Genomic DNA, 18,797 nt, shown 5'->3' with positions numbered 1-18,797 from the left:
TATTTTATGAATAGTCATTACCAATATAAAACACCACTATCTGTGGTGCTTTCATTATAGATTTAATAATTCTTTCTTTTTTTTATCAAATTCTTCCTGTGACAAGATTCCCATATCTAGAAGTTCTTTTAATTTCTTGACTTCTTCTATTGGGTCATTTGTGACTTTCTTTTCTACAGGTTCATCTTTTTTGAGAATGATTTCAAGCTTTGCTAAATCTTCATCACACATCTTAATTAAGTCTTTAGCCATCTGACTATCAGACTTGATTTTACGAGTAATATAATTAACATAGACACAAGGATTATCAAAATTATTCACATTTAGCTTAATCTGTAGATTAGTAATATATTCACCAGAGTTTAAAGAGGATAATGCACCAACTAAAGCACCAACACCATCAGCTACATACTTGCCAGAGGCAGTATTCTTAAGCATATCATTGTTAATGACTTGCTTATCACAGATAACTTCATAACTGTTAATGTCATCAAATGATAAATAGGTATATGGATTTGAAACATTGACTTTATTAATTGGTTTTTCTAAAGGATCATCATTACCCTTATTATAAATTGTTATTTTATTTTCTTCATGATTGAATATGATTCTAGACATGTAAGGGAGCAAAAACAAATACATATTTTTAGCATCTTCATATTGATTACGCTTAAAGACAACATTCATACCTTTACTTTTAACATCAGTATAGATGTGTAGCATGCCACGCCCTTGAAAATTGACTTCATCCAATTTTAACCATTCAATATGAGGTAAATAACATTTTTCTTTAAGAATATTAGACTTGATGAATAAGTTGTCTCCATCAACTATAACTTTATCGCCAACACCAATAAATTCTTTTTCCATAAAATCAGTCCTTTCTATATATAAATTATAGCGAATTAAAATGAAAATAACAATAAGATTGATATTTTTATATATAGGCTATCGTGAGTTGGATAAGTTAGAATTGTAGAGTAAAAAATAAAAAGGTTTAGATGAATTTATTTTATGAATAGTTATTACCAATATAAAACACCACTATCTCCATTATGTTTTTGACATACCTGCCATCTACTAATTTATAATTACATCATAAATTTTTTTGAAGTGCTTGCACTTCTTTTAGTGCTACTAAAATATAATCAATAACGCTAAAAAAGAAGGAATAAATCACACTAAATGATATGATTTATTACCTTCGTTTAATTATGGTTAAACTGTTAATAAATTGTCCTTGACTTTTGAACCAGTTTAAAAAGTGGTATTTTCATTATAAATTTAACAATTCTTTCTTTTTCTTATCAAATTCTTCCTGAGATAAGATTCCCATATTTAACAGTTCTTTATATTTTTTTAATTCGGAGAAGGGATCGGTTAATTGATTAGTGTGGGGTAAGTTTACTTTGTTATAAATATTTTTAATTAATGCTAAATCTCTTTGACACATATCATAAAGAAATAAATATTTTTTACTTGTTGTATAGATTTTTTTTGTAATTAGAGATGCATTAGTAACGATGTAGTCAATAATAATAGGTTGAATATTTGATTTTAGATTAATATGAAGTTGTAATCTGGTAATAAATTCCTTATTTACACTTGAATGTAACATCTGTTTGTTTTCTATTAAAGAGCAGTCAACAATTTCATTAAAATTGATTTCTTGAATTAAGAGTTTAGTCTTGTTAGGAAATTTATTAATGATTGTTAAAATCTCTCTTTTTTCATCTATTTCAATACGGTTTACAAAAGGAGAGATGATGTTAAATAATTCAGTAATTTGTTTATCGTTCCAATTACCACTATAAATTTTAAAAACATTTGATAAGATATCTATAAATAATTTACTTCCAGCCTCACTAAAATCGGCTTCTATATAATCTAAATTTAACAAACTTGTTTTCAATTCTTTGGATTTTTGTTTAATATAAATTTCTTTATTTTCCATATCAATTGTAATTTTTGTTTTTCTCATTGGTTCAAATGTTTGCATATAAGCTCCTCTCTAAGATAATTACTGTAAATTAATTACTCATTAAACTATATTCAATTATATTAAAAAAAGGTTTCAAGTAAATCTTTTTATGCTAAGGAGGCGGTTTTATGGATATAAATATAAGTAATCTTGAAAAGTTATCACAATCTTTGGAAGAAATAAATAATACTTTAAAATATTTGTGAGTGTATCCTTATTATGAATTTGATTATCAATAATAATTTCATAACTATTGATATCATACAAAGATAAATAGGTATGTGGTTGAAAATGCCTGAGTGTTCTTTTATTATTGACGATTTGATATGGATTACCTTTGTTGAAAATAGTCATTTTACTCTCGTCATCATTAATTTTTATTCGTTTTGTGTAAGGGAGTAGAATATCATATAGTTCTTTTATTTCATTGTATTGGTTCCTTTTAAAAACGATTTGAAAAGGAGATTTTTCATATGTTTGAATTGTTAATATACCACGATCTTGTAAATTAACACTACCAAGTTCAATCCATTCAAGAAGTGCCAAATCTAAAGTTTTATATCTAATGTTTAGATTTTATGAATATTTTTTCATTATCCTTTAATTGTACTTTGTAGCCTATAACTCCATTATATTCTTTCCTCATAAAACCAATCCTTTCTGTATATATAAATTATAACGAATTGAGATAAAATAACAATAAGATTGTAAGAATAATATATTTTTCAATGTAGGCATATTTGTATATTAGTATGTATTTAATAGATATGGGAAGATAAAGAATATGAAATAAGTGTTTAGGTTAGTTTGCTTATAAATAGTTACCAATAAAATAAAACACCACAGTCTGTGGTGTTTTGACTATTGATTAAATAATTCTTTCTTTTTTTTGTCAAATTCTTCTTGAGTTAAGATATTTAAACTGACAAGTTCTTCTAACTTTTGTAGTTCCTCCAAAGTGGACTGACTAACGTTTTTATATTGTTCTGTATTGCTTGTTTGTATAGGTTGCTAATTTTGCATAACTAATTGCTTAAGTAAATCAATGATTTCCTGATTTTGTTTGTATTGATTTTCTTTCAATTGAAGTATTTGTTTTAAAATCATTAAATTTTGTGTAAAGATAGCTGCAGTTGAGGCAGATGAATATATTATTGCAGCAGATGAAGATAGAGTATTAGTAGAGGGCTTACCATATAAGGTTTTACCACTCCAGGAATTTTCAAACATATCAATAATTGCATCTTTATCAATATCATCTAGGCTATCAAGACCTATTAAATTTATTTTGTCTTCTGGACTTAAATTTTTATTAAACATATGATATCCTCACTTTCTTATTATAATTGATATAACATAAATTTATATTTGAAATAAAGTTATTATAGAACAAATAAATATTTTTTATACGATGGTTATTTATCAACAAGAGTTGTAAGTAACTCAATAACTTTACTATTCTGTTCTATAATTTGTTGGTTTTGTTCTTGAAGATTAAGAAGTTGTTTTAAAATAATATAATTTTGATTATAAATGGCAGTTGTTGTTGTTACACCCATAACACTACTACTACAACTATTGGCATGTTTCGTAAATCTCCAACACTCTAAAAATCTTTGATTTAACATTTTACTGATAATATCTAAACTGCATTTGTCTAATTTTTCCAATCCAAGATCTAAAATAGGATCTATGGTTTCATTATCTTTTTTTTCAAACATATTTTTCACTCGCTTTCTTTATAAGATAATTATACCTTATAAAAAAGTAAACAACAATAAAAACACTAAGGAGGTGTTATTTAATGGAAAATGATTTAATATTAAGTTTAGATAAAATATCTGAATCATTAAAGAAACTTGAAATATATACAAAAAATATTAGTGATTTTACTAATCAAATTCTCAAATTAAATGAAACATGTCTAGCATTATCAAAAACAACATCAGAGCTTGATTCAGCTAGCATATTAGAGTTTTTAAACTCATTTAACACTATTATGTCTGTAGTAAACAATTTGGCATATTTAAATGAAACAGTATTTAAGTTTAAAGATACTGGAGGGATGTTGGAAAATGTGTTTTCTACATTAACAACAACTGCCACGTCCGCATCAGTTGCAACAGGTGGATTCTCAGCAGCGTTGAGTTTTCTATCCTCTACTCCAATTCTTATGGTAGTAGGTGGCTTATTAACCTTAAGTACTGCATTGATTGCTTTTAATTATGAAGAATCTGATTCAATTAAACAATCAAGAGAGTTTTCAGAAGCTTTACATGAAAAAAGAAAATCTTTAGAAGAAACTGAAGAAACTATTAAGAAAAATATTCAATCTTCAATAGAAAATGCTAAGAGTGCAGAAACACAATCAGCAGCTTTGAGAGTGTTTGTTGATAATTTACGTGGATTAGCAGATGAAAATGGATATATTAAAAACTTTGAAGAAGCTCAATACTATGTTGATAAAATTAATAGTGCTATGCCAAATACAGTTAAATTGACTGAAAGTGGTAGATTAGAATGGATAAAAAATTCTCAGGCTATAGAGGATAATATAAAGAAATTAGAACAAAAAGCTAAAACAGAAGCTTATTATGATGGATTTGTTGAAAGTTTGAAAAATGAAGCAAAATTAAGAGCAGATTTAGTAACTGCTCAAGCTAATTATAATGCTGAATTAGAAAAACAAAGAATATGTAAAGAAAAAATTGATGAGTTAGAAAGCAAATGGCGTAAAGATGCTGATTTAATTGGTGCCGATCGTGAATCATTAAATAAATATTACGAAGAGTTTGAGTATTCAAAAGTTCATTTAAGTGAATATGCCGAAATCCTTGAGTCAGCAACTAACTCATATGAAAACAATAGAAAGGGACAACAACTTTGGAGAGAAGCATTAACAGCATCTGATGAAAAAATTATTGCTTCGGCTATTTTAATGTCAGACGAATATACAAACATTGAAGAAAAAGGAACAAGTTCCTGGGGAAATTTAGCAGGTGCAGCAGAAGATTGTAAAAATAGAATGACAACTGCTAATGAAGAAGAGTTACAAACAATACAACTTACTTCTGGTGCTTTGGAAGCTTCAATGGTTCATAAAGCACTTGTTTATGGAATGAGTTATGATCAAATGATACAAAAATTGAAGGACTCAGGGTTGCAAATGAGCGAAGAAGAGGAAAAGCGTTTACAAAATAGTTATAATGCATGGAAAATGTCTTCTGATGAAATACAAAAAGTTCAAAGTACAGGTTTAGATGCATTGAAATTAATGAAAGTAACTGCTTTATCTGAAATGAGTTTATCTGATCAAAAAATGTTGTCACAAAGTGTTATTGATTTTGCAAATTCAGGAAGTCAAGAGGGATTACAATTATGTGAAAAGCTTTCTGAGTCTTTACAACAAAATAACGGTAAAATAGATAAGGATACGCAACAAATCATTGATATTATTACGAATGGACTAGATAGTGTTGATCCTAAAGTTATAGCTAAATTAATTGGACCTAGTGAAAGTGAGATAACAAATGCTACGAATAAATTTGATAGAGTTCCTAAAAATGTATATACAACTTGGCAAATTAGAGGTGGCGAAGGAGAAATTACATATAAATTTAATCCAAAATATCGTGCATGTGGTGGTTTCCCAGAAACAGGAGAACTTTTTGTGGCAAGAGAAGCAGGACCAGAGTTAGTTGGTCGAATTAATGGAAAGACTGCAGTTGCTAATAATGATCAGATTGTGAGTGGTATTAGTAGTGGTGTTTATAATGCAGTGCGAAGTGCAATGCAAGGTAAAGGTGGTAATGGTAATATGAACATTCATGCAACGTTTGTTATGGATGGTGAAGTTGTCGGAAAACAAGTGATTAAATATCATAATGGTGTTGTTAAACGTACTGGGACAACACCATTAATGATTTAGGAGGCAAATATGGACGTATTAAAAATTAATGGTCAAGCAATTATAAATCCTGTTGCTTTGCAATGGGAGGAATCAGATTTAGATTCAAGTGAGGGTACAGGTAGAAATCAGTTGGGAGATATGTTTAGAGATCGTATTACAACAAAGAGAAAAATATCTGTCACATTTCCACCTATGAATGATGGACAAATGGCTTCTTTATTAGAAGCCATTAGCCCTTTATTCTTTGATTTGGAATATCCTGATCCAAGAATGGGGAAACGCAACACAATGAATGTTTATGTAAGTGATAGAAGTGTTCCTGTTTATATGTATGATAAAACATTGAAACAATGGATATGGCAAGGCATGTCTATTGATTTTATTGAGAAGTAGGTGATGATATGATAACAACAACACAAACACATAAAGATCAAATCTTAAGTGATGAACGTCAGTTAAGAATGAAGATTATTTTTAATGGCCGTCAAGAAATTGACGGTCATTCTTTAAAGAATGTTACAATTCATGAAGTGAGTAATGGAAAAGATACATTAACTTTAGGAAGTATTTGTTCTAACAGTATTCAATTAACAATGTCTTATTTAGATAATATACAATATATGAATAGTTCTCTTGAGGTATTTATAGGATTAATGATTGATAATGATATAGAGTGGATTCCAATGGGAACTTATATCGTTAGTGAAGTCAGTCAAGATAATCAATATGAAGTGAAACTGGAAGGTTATGATTTCATAAGCAATCTCAACATTGATTATCAACCTCAAATCGAATATCCAGCTCCTCTTAAAGATGTTGTACATGACATTGTTCAACAATGTCATATTACATTAAAATCAGATGAGTTTGAAGATATCATGATTGATAAGCCATTAGATGTGTCATGTAAAGAGATGTTAAGTTATATGGCTTCTTTATTAGGTCAGAATGTGAGAATGAATCGTTATAATCAGTTGGAGTTTTTTTGGTATGAATCAAGTGATTATGTTATTGAGGAGAAAGATCAATATCAGGGTGGTTTTAAGAAAACAAATACTGAATTAATGATTTCTTCATTAACAAGTGGAGATGAAGAGAATGTCTTGACTTGTGGAAGTGGTTATGGAATCACTTTTGATAATCCTTATATGACGCAGGAGAGACTAGAAAAGATATTTGAAAAAATAAATGGCTTCACATATTTGCCTTGTACTTGTACATGGCGTGGTGACCCATCTATTGAAGTGAGTGATTTAATTCGTATTGATAATCACAATATTGTGATTATGGATAATACAATGAGTTTTGATGGTGGAATGAAGAGTTCTATTGAATCATTAGGACAAAATGAAAAAGAAGTTGTGATGTCTAAGAGTCCTAGTGAAATATTATTGAAGAAGTTTTATCGAACTCTTTTAAATTCTTATAAAGATATATCTGAAAATATATTAGGTCATAAGGGTGGATATTATACTGTTGATATGGATGAAAATGGTTATCCTAAAGGATGGACCATTATGGATACGCCAACATTAAGAGATGATACACACTTATGGAGAATGTCTATGGGTGGTTTTGGTTATAGTGAAGATGGAGGAAAAACATTTAGGAACTTTGCTTTTGATTTAAAGGGGAATTTTAGTGCAAATGCTATTAACACTGGTCAATTAAGTGGAGATATGTTTGAACTTGATTTAGAACAGGGCACAGTGAAGTTTGGAATGCGTGATAATGAAGGTCATATTAATGAACCATTTTTATCAATGGATCAAGAAGGATTAAAAATTGATGGATTAAAAGAGATTCATTTAGCAGTTCAGAATATAGAAAATGAAGTGAATCAAATTTCAAATTCACTTTATAAACTTAATATTGTTGGTAATGGAAATGTTATAAAAAATGAAAGTGATAATATCTCATTAAATGCACAGCTTTTTTATAAGGGTGAAGATATTACTGAAAAATCAAGTGAATTGTTATTTAATTGGACAAGGGAAAGTGAAAATAAATCATCAGATACTATTTGGAATAATGCCCATAAAGGTATGAAAAATGTTGTTATTACATGTGAAGATGTTGATAAATATGCAGTCTTTTCTTTAGAATGTTGTGTATTAACAGATGTTATTAAAGAAACTTATATGACAATTATAGATGAGACTGATATACCAAAACTTTCATTGAATCTAGATTCAAATATGCCAACACAACAAGTTGATACTAATGGTAATATATGGCCTATTTGGAATCCGTTGATTATTACTCCAGATATTAGAAATAATGCGAATCAAATAATGCTTAATGATAAAAATTTAGATATTACATATAAAAGAATTGTTGATGGTATTGAAACTGATTTGTGTTTAGACAATGAAGTTGTAGAGAATCATTGTCTAAAGGTATCTGGAAATGTGCTATCTTCCATTGATTCAAGAAATATCATATATAAGTGTTATGTTATATACAAGGGTTATGAAATTTCTCAGCAGTTGTCATTTTCTTTAGTAAGAGATGGTCAGCAAGGACAACAGGGTATATCCGGAACGACTTATTATACATGGATTATGTATGCTGATAATGAAAATGGGACTGGGATATCAAATGAAGCTACAAATAAAAATTATATTGGAATTGCCTATAATAAAACACAGGAAACACCCTCAATTGATCCATCTCAATATAGATGGGCTAAAATAAAAGGTGAACAAGGTATTCAAGGTCCTAAAGGTGAAAATGGAAGAAACTCTTATTTTCATGTGAAGTATTCTCAGAATGTTAACGGTAATCCAATGAGTGATAGTGCAGTTGATGCAATCTATATTGGTGTTGCAATCACTGAAAATTCAACAGCTCCTACAAATTACACTTCTTATAGCTGGTCTAAGATGAAAGGTGAAGTGGGACCTAAGGGAGAAACAGGAACTGCTGGACCTAAAGGAAGTGATGGAAAGACTTCATATCTGCATATCAAATATAGTGATAATGGGACAACATTTACATCCAACAATGGAGAAACACCAGGTAAGTATATTGGAACATATGTTGATTTTACAGAGACTGATAGTTCAGTATTCAATGATTATACATGGGTTAAGGTCGAAGGCCCTCAAGGTGTTCAAGGTCCAAAGGGTACAGATGGTAAACAGTATTATACATGGCTGAAATATGCTGATACACCAACAACTGGTATGTCAGATAATCCTACTGGTAAAGCCTATATAGGATTAGCCTATAACAAGGAAACATCTACAGAAAGCAATAACTACAGTGATTACACATGGTCACTCATCAAAGGTGAAAAAGGTGATCAAGGTGTTGCAGGTGGTAAGGGAGCAGATGGAAAGACTTTCTATACATGGATTAAATATGCAACATCTTCATTAGGAGCAAATATGAGTGATGATCCAACTGGAAAGACTTATATTGGTTTGGCTTATAATAAGACAACACCAACTGAATCAACAAATGCTGCTGATTATACTTGGTCTCTTATTAAAGGTGACAAGGGAGATGCAGGTAAAGGGATTAAGTCAATCACAAATTATTATTTAGCTACTGCAAGCAGTAGTGGAATCACAGCAAGTACATCAGGATGGACAACATCTGTACAGTCTGTTTCATCATCCAAGAAATATCTATGGAATTATGAAGTGATCACTTATACAGACAACTCTACCACAGCAAGTGCCCCTTGTATTATTGGTGCCTATGGAGATACGGGTCCAATAGGAGCACCAGGAGCAACTGGTGTAGGAATAAGTACAATTACAGAATATTATCAGGTCAGTACAAGCAATATAGCAGCACCAGCAAGCTGGGCAACAGCCGTTCCTACATTGACAGAAACAAACAAATATCTATGGAACTATGAAGTAATAAAGTATACAAATAACACAACAAAGGAAACTGCAAAAAGAGTTATTGGTGTTTATGGTAACAAGGGAAATACAGGTGCAACTGGTCCACAAGGAGCAATAGGAGAATCATTAGGACAAGGTAAAATACTGTTTAAGGATTCAACCTTTATTGATGAGGTAAATAGCATTAAAGTTTACAATAATAGTGGTAACTCAAATGTGGTATTAGAACGTATTGCAAGAGAAACAGATTGTCCTAGCGCCTCTGATTATCAAATAAGAATCAAAAATATTGGGACATCATCCCCTGGATGTGGTGGATTTTATTGGGGACATGCATCTCGAGCAAATGCAGTGTTTATCTATCGTATAATTGCAAAAATACCTGCAGGAAGAAAACTTTTGTGGGCTACAAACGCTACTGGAACTGGTGGTAATACAAAATGGTTAACAAGCAATACAGGAACTGGGAAATATGAAGAGTATATTTTTAAGCTTGTTTGTGGAAATACAGGAACATTTTCAAGCACTGGATTTTTTTATATTGATGGTACAGTTGGAACGACGGATGTACCTGTCTATTGGTATATAGCCTATGCAACTTGCTTTGATATGACGGATATTCCTGTTGATGTTGAAGAATTAATTGCGAGAGCAAAGGTTGAAATTAGAACACAATATGATACTGATATAGAACTATTGCAAAATAGTATAACTGCATTTGTGAATGAGAATACAGTCTTGAAAACTGATTACAATACGAAAATAACTGAAATTATAAATAAAATGGTCCTCACAAAAGATTATACAGAATTTATTAAATCAACTGAACAAACACTTGATACTCTTAATCAAGGCAAAGTTAATGTTATTGAACTACTTGAATGGGCTAGATTTAATGGGTCAACACTTGAATTAGGGGCATCAAAATCAAACTTTAAGGCTATCTTAACAACAAGCGAATTAGGATTCTATGATAGCAATACAAAAATTGCATGGTTTTCAAATCAGGAACTTCATACAGTTAAAGCATTAAGAATTGGGTCGCCAACTGCGTATTTTAGGTTTATTAAAGAAGTTAATGATAGCTTTTCATTAGAATAGGAGGGGATAAAATGGCAACAAGTGGAACAATAACAGGTGGTAAATATGGTGGCAATCATTTATGGCTAACATTTGAATGGTCAAGGTCGAGTGTTGATGTATCAAATAATAAAAGTACAATTTCATGGAAATTGTATCTTAACTGGAATGCTTCTTTAAATTTCAGTGCTAGTAAAAGTTGGTCAGTTAATGTCAATGGCTCATCATATAGTGGAAATTATACAGGTGGAGCAAGCGGAAGTTCTGGTAAGAAACAGATTGCAAGTGGCTCTACAACAATTGGACATAATGCAGATGGAACCAAATCGTTTAGTGTAAGTTCAACATTTAATATTAAAATTACATGGAGTGGATCAAGTCTTTCAAGTATGAGTTTGAGTGGGTCACAAACATTGGATACAATCCCAAGAGCAAGTTCATTTGGTACGATAAGTGGAAATACAATTGGAAGTGCTATGACAATTAATATTAATAGAGCTAGTTCATCATTTACTCATCAATTATGGTATTCTTTTGGTAATTTGAGTTGGCAAGGGATAGCAAGTGGTGTAGGAACATCCACAACATGGACAGTGCCATGGGCATTGGCTAATCAGATTCCTAATGCAACAAGTGGAACAGGCACACTTATTTTAAGAACTTTTAATGGTTCTACACAGATAGGAGAAGATAAGTATATTAATTTTACTGTTAACTTACCTGCAAGTGCTATTCCTACTTTTAATTTCGGTGCAACAAAAATTGATAATGGTGTTCCTAGTGGGTTTGGAATATATGTTGAAAGATATTCTAAAGTTAAACTTGACATCACAAGTGCAGCTGGAATTTATGGATCGACAATAAGAAGTTATAACATAAGTGGTGCTGGATTTAGTTCTGGAGCCAATTCGGCAACATTTGGACCTTTTGTGAGCGATGGTAATCATACAACTTTTACACTAACATTTACAGCAACAGTTACAGACAGTCGAGGAAGAAGTACTTCAAAGGATGTTACAATAACAATTTATGATTATGAATCACCATCATTAAGTCTTGCAGTTGAACGATGTGATAAAAATGGAAATATTACAACATCTGGAACATGTTTAAAAGTAACGCCTACATATGGATTTCAAAACATTGCTTCAAAAAATTATATAGCATCTAAAATTTTTCAAATTCTTACAACATCATATGTCGATACAACCTGTGCAAGTGGAGCAAGTGTGATTTTAGGAAATGAAACTTTAAGTACTGATAAAAAATGGAATATCTATGGCAAAGTAACTGATGTCTTAGGTGGTTATGCAGAAGTTACAATAGAGATAGGAACATCTGAGAAAATTATGAATGTTAAGGCAAATAAGAAAGGAATTGCTTTTGGTGGATATTCGCTTTTTGACAATACTGTTGATTTTATATGGGATTTAAAATCAGAAAGGAATCGTATTATCAAGAGTAATGGGGAAGTATTTGATTTGTCTAATATTGCATCTTCAAATGGGGAACTGAGAGTTAATAAATTATATTTTCCAACTTCACCCAATAATAGAACATTGATGTCTATTGATGGTCAGACAGACTGGTATAATATGCAATGGATTGTCAATGGAAATGATGATATAGAATTAAGAAATACAATAGGTGATGATACAACAAGTAAATTTACATGGTATGGAAATAATACGTCATTAATGGCATTAAAACCTACAGGTAGTGGAACTAATATTTCAGGAGCAGACTTAGTATTATCAAATGGCTGGCTTTATACATATGGTAATCAAGGATGGTATAATGCAAGTTATGGTGGTGGATGGTATATGGAGGATTCATCATGGTTACGCTCATATAACAACAAAAGCATTTACACAGGTGGGGACATACGATCAGATTACAGATTTCTATTAAGAGAATTTGATGCGATTAGTTTTGGGTCTACAACCAATGGACTGGATTATGGATATGGCAGTTATGTAAATAATAAAACAACGAGGGTGTTTGGAAGAGCTATAGATTTTAAAATGGCAGGTGAAAATATATATTTTAATCCGGACACTGGCAGTTCAACTTATAGTATGTTTGTTCATCCAGAATATGATGGTAAATGTACTTTAGGAAAATATGGTAATAGATTTTATAATGTGTATACAAAATTAGCACCAAATTATGAATCAGATAGACGAGTTAAAAGGGATATTATTTACATGGATGAGGCAAATAAAATTCAAATATATGGAAATGATATTTACTCACTTATATTTCATCGTTTAAAGCCGGTATCATATTGCAGAAAAGATGAAAAAGACAATCAAACACATTTTGGATTTATAGCACAAGATATTGTTGGATGTTTAGAAGAATTGGGTATAACAGAAGGAGTATTACAGTTTGTTGGGCATCAGTATTATATTGATAATGATGGAAATTCAAAAGATTCTTATGGAGTGTCTTATAGTGAACTCATTGCATTAAATACATATATGATTCAAAAACTATATAAAAAAGTCGATCAGCAACAAGAAGAAATTAATAATCTAAAAAAAGAAATGATTGAATTAAAAAAATCATTCTAGGCACTCTATGAGTGCCTTTTGTAAAGAGGAGGAATAATATGATTAAAAAATATGATTTTAAGAAATGGATGAAAGCAGCAGGAATAAGAGCAATGAAGACAATGGCTCAGACTGCAGTAGGATTGATCGGGACTTCAGTTGTCATTAGTGATGTATCATGGAGTATTTTAGTTTCTGCAACATTACTTGCAGGAATCACATCTTTTTTGACAAGTATTGCTGGGTTGCCAGAATTAGATCACGAATGAAGGTGAAGTCATGGCACCCGAAACAACAATAAGTATTACATTTTTGATGACTGTGATATTGTTTTGTTTTCATGCAATTAACTTCTTTTCAAATCGTAAGAAAGATACAAAAGAAGAAAGCAGAGAACTTATGAAAGCTAATATAAAATTAGAACAAATTTGTTCTATAACAAATGAGACAAGATCAGATATCAAAGCAATGAATAATCAAATAGAAAAAATAAATCAAGAACAAATCAAACAAAGAATAGAAATTAATACAATATGGAAACGTATTGATGAATTAAAAGAAAGGTGATGTTTATGAAAGTACAGGATTTTATAAATAAAGCTGTAGAGGTTGAGAAATTACCTACTCTTTACAAATTAGGGAAATTTATGAATAGTCAAAATGGAAAATATTTATTGTGTGACTGTTCGGGATTAATCAAAGGAATACTTTGGGGTTATCCTGGAAATGGAAAATATGGAAGTCATGGTGTTTTAGATATCAATGCTGATACAATGATTTCAAAATGTTCACGTGTGACATCAGATTTTTCTAAAATTCAAAAGGGATGGCTTGTTTGGATGAAAGGTCATATTGGTATATATATTGGTAATGGTATTGTAATAGAATCTAGTCCAATATGGGAAAATGGTATACAGAAAACCTATTGTCAAGGTTGTGGTATAATAAATCATTTTCATTTGCATGAAAGAAAGTGGAGTAAGTGTGGAAGGTTAGATTGTTATATTGATTATACTGAAAATCAAAATAACAAACAAAAAGTAAATGTCTATTATCGTGTCAAAACAAAGAAACATGATTGGTTACCTGAAGTCAGAAACTTGGAAGATTATGCTGGTTATCAAGATAGTCCAATTATAGCAATTGCTATGAAAGTAGATAATGGTCATATAAAATATAGAGTACATATTAAGGGTGGATCATGGCTAAATTGGATAACTGATTATGATATTCATAATTATCAAACTGGGTATGCAGGAAATCATAAAGAAATAGATGCTGTACAAATTTACTATTACACACCTGATAATATTCGTCCATATTTACGAGCAAAATATAAAACAAATTATGGTTGGCAATATGATACAGAAACCATAAGTGGTCAAGATGGTTATGCTGGTATGATGAGTCATCCTATAACAAAACTTATGATTTCTATAGAATAAACTTTATTCAATAGGAAAAGAGATGTTATGTGTTAAATATTTATTCAAGCTGTAGAGTCATATCTACAGTTTTTTTTGTTTACAAGAAAAAAGTATATATTTATAATTGTCATTGTACATTCAGAGAGAAAAGCTATCTAAAAACAGTAATTTTTAAAAAATCACTAAAAAGTATAACAAAACCGAAAAAACGGTGTTAAAATAGGTATATAATCGATGTCTCATACGTAAACTTAGTATAATGAAAATACAAGGAGATGAGATTATGAGACAAGATTATCAAACATTAAATCATGTAACATTAGGACAAAAGAAAAAATATTTAAATAAAATTATTCAAGATCAAAAGATTTTAATGATGATTAATGATTGTATGACTATACAATCATTTGAAAACTTCATTAATGATGGAACAATGAATAAAAAAATATTTGTATATGCATTACATGCACTATACAAATCATCGGATTATGATCAGTTAGAATATCATTTGATTATGATGAATGCTTTATTTCATTATCAAAGTTTTACTGATCTGAAAAAACAATTGTTTACAAAAATATCTAAAAAGACAATTACAATTAATGAATATTGTGTTATCAGACATTTAATAGATTTTCAAACAACGTCATTCTCTAAGTTTATTCAGACTTTATATGTACGTTATGAAGTAGAACCTCAAGAATGTGCAAAAATATGTTTATTAGAAGATCAATATCATTTGGCCTATCAATATTTAAAATTATTACCTGACTGTCAAGATGAAAAATTATTAGATTTATTATGTAGTTATAGTGTTTATGATTATGTTTCATTAATGAGACATTATAATAAACAAAGAAAAGGATATCAATTAGCAACAAGTCATTAGGAGGATTATATGGGGAAAAGGATGTATTATGTGTTTAAAATCATATTAGAGAATCAAAGTAAAGGGATTTCTGCTAAAGATATTTTGATGGAATTAAAAAAATATGAAATATATATAGATATTAAAACAGTTCGTTCGTGTGTTCAAAATATTAATGATTTCTTTTATGAATGGATACATGGAAATATAGTTGTTGCTATTAAGAGTATTGGCTATAGAATACAAACAGATTTTTTTGAGGATGGTGAATTACAATTTATTCTTGATAGTATTGTCTTTCATCAAGATTTAAAGAATGAAGATAAGCATATTTTACAGAATAAATTACTATCATTATCATCATACTCACAACAACTTCGTCTTGTACGTTTTGAGCCATCAAAACGTACATTACAGTTTTCTTTGTTTCTCAATCTTACAACAATTATGAAAGCTATAGAAAATAAATCTGTTATTTCTTTTCAATATATTAATTATACTGTTCAATATAATCATCTAAAAGAAGTTCCTTCACAAAATGGTAATAAAAATAACCAATATATCATTTCTCCATATCAGATTGTTTCTCAAAATAATCATTATTATGTCATAGGATATAATGATAAATTTAAAAATGAATTATCAACATACCGTATTGATCGTATGCGTTTAATTCAAACTGTTCATTATCATTATTTAGATATTAGAGAGCAATTTGATCTCACTGATGAAATAGAAAAAACAACCAATATGTACATATCACAACAAAGAGCAACCATTCAATTAGAATGCCATTATAAATTATTAAGAGAATTAGTTTCTCGATTTGGAACAGAAATTGAGGTACAAAAACTCTATCAGCAACAATATTTAATTACCATTACAGATACGCCTATTTCTGATGGATTAATTGGTTGGTTAATGATGTTACAAGATCAAGTGAAGGTTATTACACCTGAAAGTTTACAGCAAGAAATGAAAAGACGTATAAATAAAATGGCTATGTTATATGAATAGTTTACTAATTAAAATATAAGGAGAAGTATGATAATATAATCTGGTTTTCAGTGTTTTCTACAATGTGCTTGTTCAAGTTATAAAATGATAAAATACGAAATCACATCACCTATCACTGCAATGGCAATTGTTGCTAAAATATCTAGCACTCTACCACATCCTTTCGAGGTAATAAATGCTAAACAGATTGTAACATGAAAATAAGGCTGCAAAATCTCAAGTTGTTAATAAATTTGTTTCATATATTTTTCTCAATGAAAACAAAAAATATGATTCATATAAATAATTGTAATGTAATAAAAGAGAGATAAAATAATGATAAAAGCATAAGATAAAATTGAAAAACAACAACTAAAGAATGTAAATTTATCATATGTTTGATAAATATGATATAATGGGTAGCGAGGTGAAACTTATGCAAAAGATTATGATTGTAGAGGATGATGAAATCATATCATCAACATTAAAGAAGCATTTAGAAAAATGGAATTATGAAGTCTATGTTGTCGAAGACTTTGAGAATATTATGGATATCTTTATGAAAGAACAGCCGGCGCTTGTTTTATTGGATATATCATTACCTTGTTATAATGGTTATCATTGGTGTCAGGAGATGCGTAAAGTCTCAGAAATTCCCATTATCTTTATTTCATCAACAAATGAAAATATGAATATTGTAATGGCGATGAATATGGGTGCTGATGATTTCATCAATAAACCATTTGATTTGAATGTTTTAACTGCCAAAGTACAAGCTATACTTAGAAGAACATATTCCTTTTCAAAACAATTCCATATTTTAACATATAAAGATTTGGTTTTAAATATTTTAGAAGCAACCATCTCATATCAAAATCAAACGATTGAACTAACAAAGAATGAATTAAAGATTATACAAATGTTGTTTGAAAAATCAGAAACATTTGTTTCTAGAGATGATTTAATGATAGCATTATGGCAAAGTGATCAATTTGTTGATGATAATACTTTAAGTGTGAATATGAATAGATTAAGAAAGAAATTAGATGATTTTGGAATTGATTCTTTGATTCAAACAAAGAAAGGTTTAGGATATAAATTATCTTATGAATAAACTATGGAATTATTTGTGTTATCGTAAACAATTTTATATTTATACTTTCTTAATTGTAGGGATATTCTATCTGATATTATATTTATATGGTGCTTTGATAGATGCTATTCATTACGCAGCAATCTTAAGTTTAACATTACTTTTCATTTATACAGTCATTGATTTTTATAAATTTTATAAGCAAAGTCAGCAGCTCCAATATATATTATCACTTGAAAATGTATATATGTCAGATTTACCATTACCTAGAACTGCAATAGAAGAGTATTATCATGAATTATTAACAAAAGTAGATCATTTACATAAAGAATTAAAAAATCAGGATGATGAAGACTATCATGATATGTTGGATTATTTTACTTTGTGGGTTCATCAAATTAAAACACCTATATCTGCTTTGCGTTTATTGATTCAATCACAAAGTGAACCTCATAACGATTTACTTATGCAAGTCTTTAAAATAGAACAATATGTGGATATGGTCTTGCATTATATTAAAATAGATCATATGTCTTCAGATATGAGAATCAAAGAATATTCTTTAGATTCTATTGTCAATGAAGTGATTAGAAAACAAGCTACATTTTTTATTCAAAAGAAAATTAAATTAAAAAAAGAAACAATTGAAAGACATATATTAACAGATGAAAAATGGATATCATTTGTTATAGAACAGATTCTTTCAAATGCTTTGAAATATACCAAAGATGGAATCATTCATATTTATGAAAAAGATGAAGTTTTGTATATTGAAGATACAGGTATAGGAATTAAATCAGAAGATTTACCCCGTGTGTTTGAAAAAGGATTCACAGGATATAATGGGAGAGTAGATAAAAAAGCAAGTGGATTGGGATTATATTTATGTTATCAAATTATTTGTAATCTAGGATATAAAATTCATATTGATTCTACAGTTGGTAAGGGTACAATTGTTTCTATTGATTTTCATGTGGATAAATTGCAAGTTGAATAACTTACATAAATGTAAGGATAATAAAATGAA

The 18,797-nt window shown here is 29.5% G+C and carries 16 protein-coding genes; 11 read left to right on the top strand and 5 right to left on the bottom strand.

Features of this window, described 5'->3' with window-relative positions:
• Window positions 1-54: 54 nt before the first annotated feature.
• From BN350_RS02140 to BN350_RS02120, 5 genes are all read right to left on the bottom strand, one after another.
• The gene (locus BN350_RS02140; protein WP_028042119.1) at window positions 55-870 is read right to left on the bottom strand and encodes an SHOCT domain-containing protein; all 816 of its coding nucleotides are present in this window, start codon (window positions 868-870) and stop codon (window positions 55-57) included.
• 406 nt (window positions 871-1,276) lie between these two features.
• Window positions 1,277-1,999: an SHOCT domain-containing protein gene (locus BN350_RS21205; RefSeq protein ID WP_028042118.1), complete on the bottom strand. Its 723-nt coding sequence runs from the start codon at window positions 1,997-1,999 to the stop codon at window positions 1,277-1,279.
• Window positions 2,000-2,107: 108 nt separating this feature from the next.
• Window positions 2,108-2,527, bottom strand: a complete 420-nt coding sequence (locus tag BN350_RS20505) for a hypothetical protein (RefSeq protein ID WP_147573507.1) — start codon at window positions 2,525-2,527, stop codon at window positions 2,108-2,110.
• A 465-nt stretch (window positions 2,528-2,992) separates the two neighbouring features.
• Entirely contained in the window at window positions 2,993-3,301 is a 309-nt protein-coding gene (locus tag BN350_RS02125; protein ID WP_028042116.1) for a hypothetical protein, read from the bottom strand.
• Window positions 3,302-3,396: 95 nt separating this feature from the next.
• Window positions 3,397-3,711 carry a hypothetical protein gene (locus BN350_RS02120; RefSeq protein ID WP_147573506.1) on the bottom strand — a complete coding sequence of 105 codons (315 nt, stop codon included), beginning with the start codon at window positions 3,709-3,711 and terminating at the stop codon, window positions 3,397-3,399.
• Between the two features lie 74 nt (window positions 3,712-3,785).
• Between BN350_RS02120 and BN350_RS02115 the strand changes: the two genes are divergently transcribed.
• From BN350_RS02115 to BN350_RS02065, 11 genes are all read left to right on the top strand, one after another.
• On the top strand, window positions 3,786-5,909 hold the full coding sequence (locus BN350_RS02115; RefSeq protein WP_028042114.1) for a hypothetical protein: 2,124 nt from the start codon (window positions 3,786-3,788) through the stop codon (window positions 5,907-5,909).
• Window positions 5,910-5,918: 9 nt separating this feature from the next.
• Window positions 5,919-6,284, top strand: a complete 366-nt coding sequence (locus tag BN350_RS02110) for a DUF6711 family protein (protein ID WP_028042113.1) — start codon at window positions 5,919-5,921, stop codon at window positions 6,282-6,284.
• 8 nt (window positions 6,285-6,292) lie between these two features.
• Window positions 6,293-10,852, top strand: coding sequence for a hypothetical protein (locus BN350_RS19850; protein ID WP_049945486.1), 4,560 nt, complete (start codon window positions 6,293-6,295; stop codon window positions 10,850-10,852).
• Between the two features lie 11 nt (window positions 10,853-10,863).
• Window positions 10,864-13,407, top strand: a complete 2,544-nt coding sequence (locus tag BN350_RS19845; RefSeq protein ID WP_028042112.1) for a DUF859 family phage minor structural protein — start codon at window positions 10,864-10,866, stop codon at window positions 13,405-13,407.
• Window positions 13,408-13,445: 38 nt separating this feature from the next.
• Window positions 13,446-13,655 (top strand): holin, encoded by a 210-nt coding sequence (locus BN350_RS02095; protein ID WP_187117092.1) that lies wholly within the window; start codon window positions 13,446-13,448, stop codon window positions 13,653-13,655.
• A 10-nt stretch (window positions 13,656-13,665) separates the two neighbouring features.
• On the top strand, window positions 13,666-13,953 hold the full coding sequence (locus tag BN350_RS02090; RefSeq protein WP_028042110.1) for a hypothetical protein: 288 nt from the start codon (window positions 13,666-13,668) through the stop codon (window positions 13,951-13,953).
• A 5-nt stretch (window positions 13,954-13,958) separates the two neighbouring features.
• On the top strand, window positions 13,959-14,831 hold the full coding sequence (locus BN350_RS19840) for an NlpC/P60 family protein (RefSeq protein WP_049945485.1): 873 nt from the start codon (window positions 13,959-13,961) through the stop codon (window positions 14,829-14,831).
• Between the two features lie 265 nt (window positions 14,832-15,096).
• Window positions 15,097-15,702 carry a hypothetical protein gene (locus BN350_RS02080; RefSeq protein WP_028042109.1) on the top strand — a complete coding sequence of 202 codons (606 nt, stop codon included), beginning with the start codon at window positions 15,097-15,099 and terminating at the stop codon, window positions 15,700-15,702.
• A 9-nt stretch (window positions 15,703-15,711) separates the two neighbouring features.
• The gene (locus BN350_RS02075) at window positions 15,712-16,698 is read left to right on the top strand and encodes a helix-turn-helix transcriptional regulator (protein ID WP_028042108.1); all 987 of its coding nucleotides are present in this window, start codon (window positions 15,712-15,714) and stop codon (window positions 16,696-16,698) included.
• A 415-nt stretch (window positions 16,699-17,113) separates the two neighbouring features.
• The gene (locus BN350_RS02070) at window positions 17,114-17,791 is read left to right on the top strand and encodes a response regulator transcription factor (RefSeq protein WP_028042107.1); all 678 of its coding nucleotides are present in this window, start codon (window positions 17,114-17,116) and stop codon (window positions 17,789-17,791) included.
• Window positions 17,784-18,767, top strand: coding sequence for a sensor histidine kinase (locus BN350_RS02065; RefSeq protein WP_028042106.1), 984 nt, complete (start codon window positions 17,784-17,786; stop codon window positions 18,765-18,767). The genes BN350_RS02070 and BN350_RS02065 overlap by 8 nt, the downstream gene beginning before the upstream one ends.
• Window positions 18,768-18,797 lie beyond the last annotated feature (30 nt).

Origin of the sequence: Candidatus Stoquefichus massiliensis AP9 (assembly GCF_000455285.1) — a bacterium.
Lineage (GTDB): Bacteria > Bacillota_I > Bacilli_A > Erysipelotrichales > Coprobacillaceae > Stoquefichus > Stoquefichus massiliensis.
This window is presented reverse-complemented; position numbering and strand designations above follow the sequence as displayed.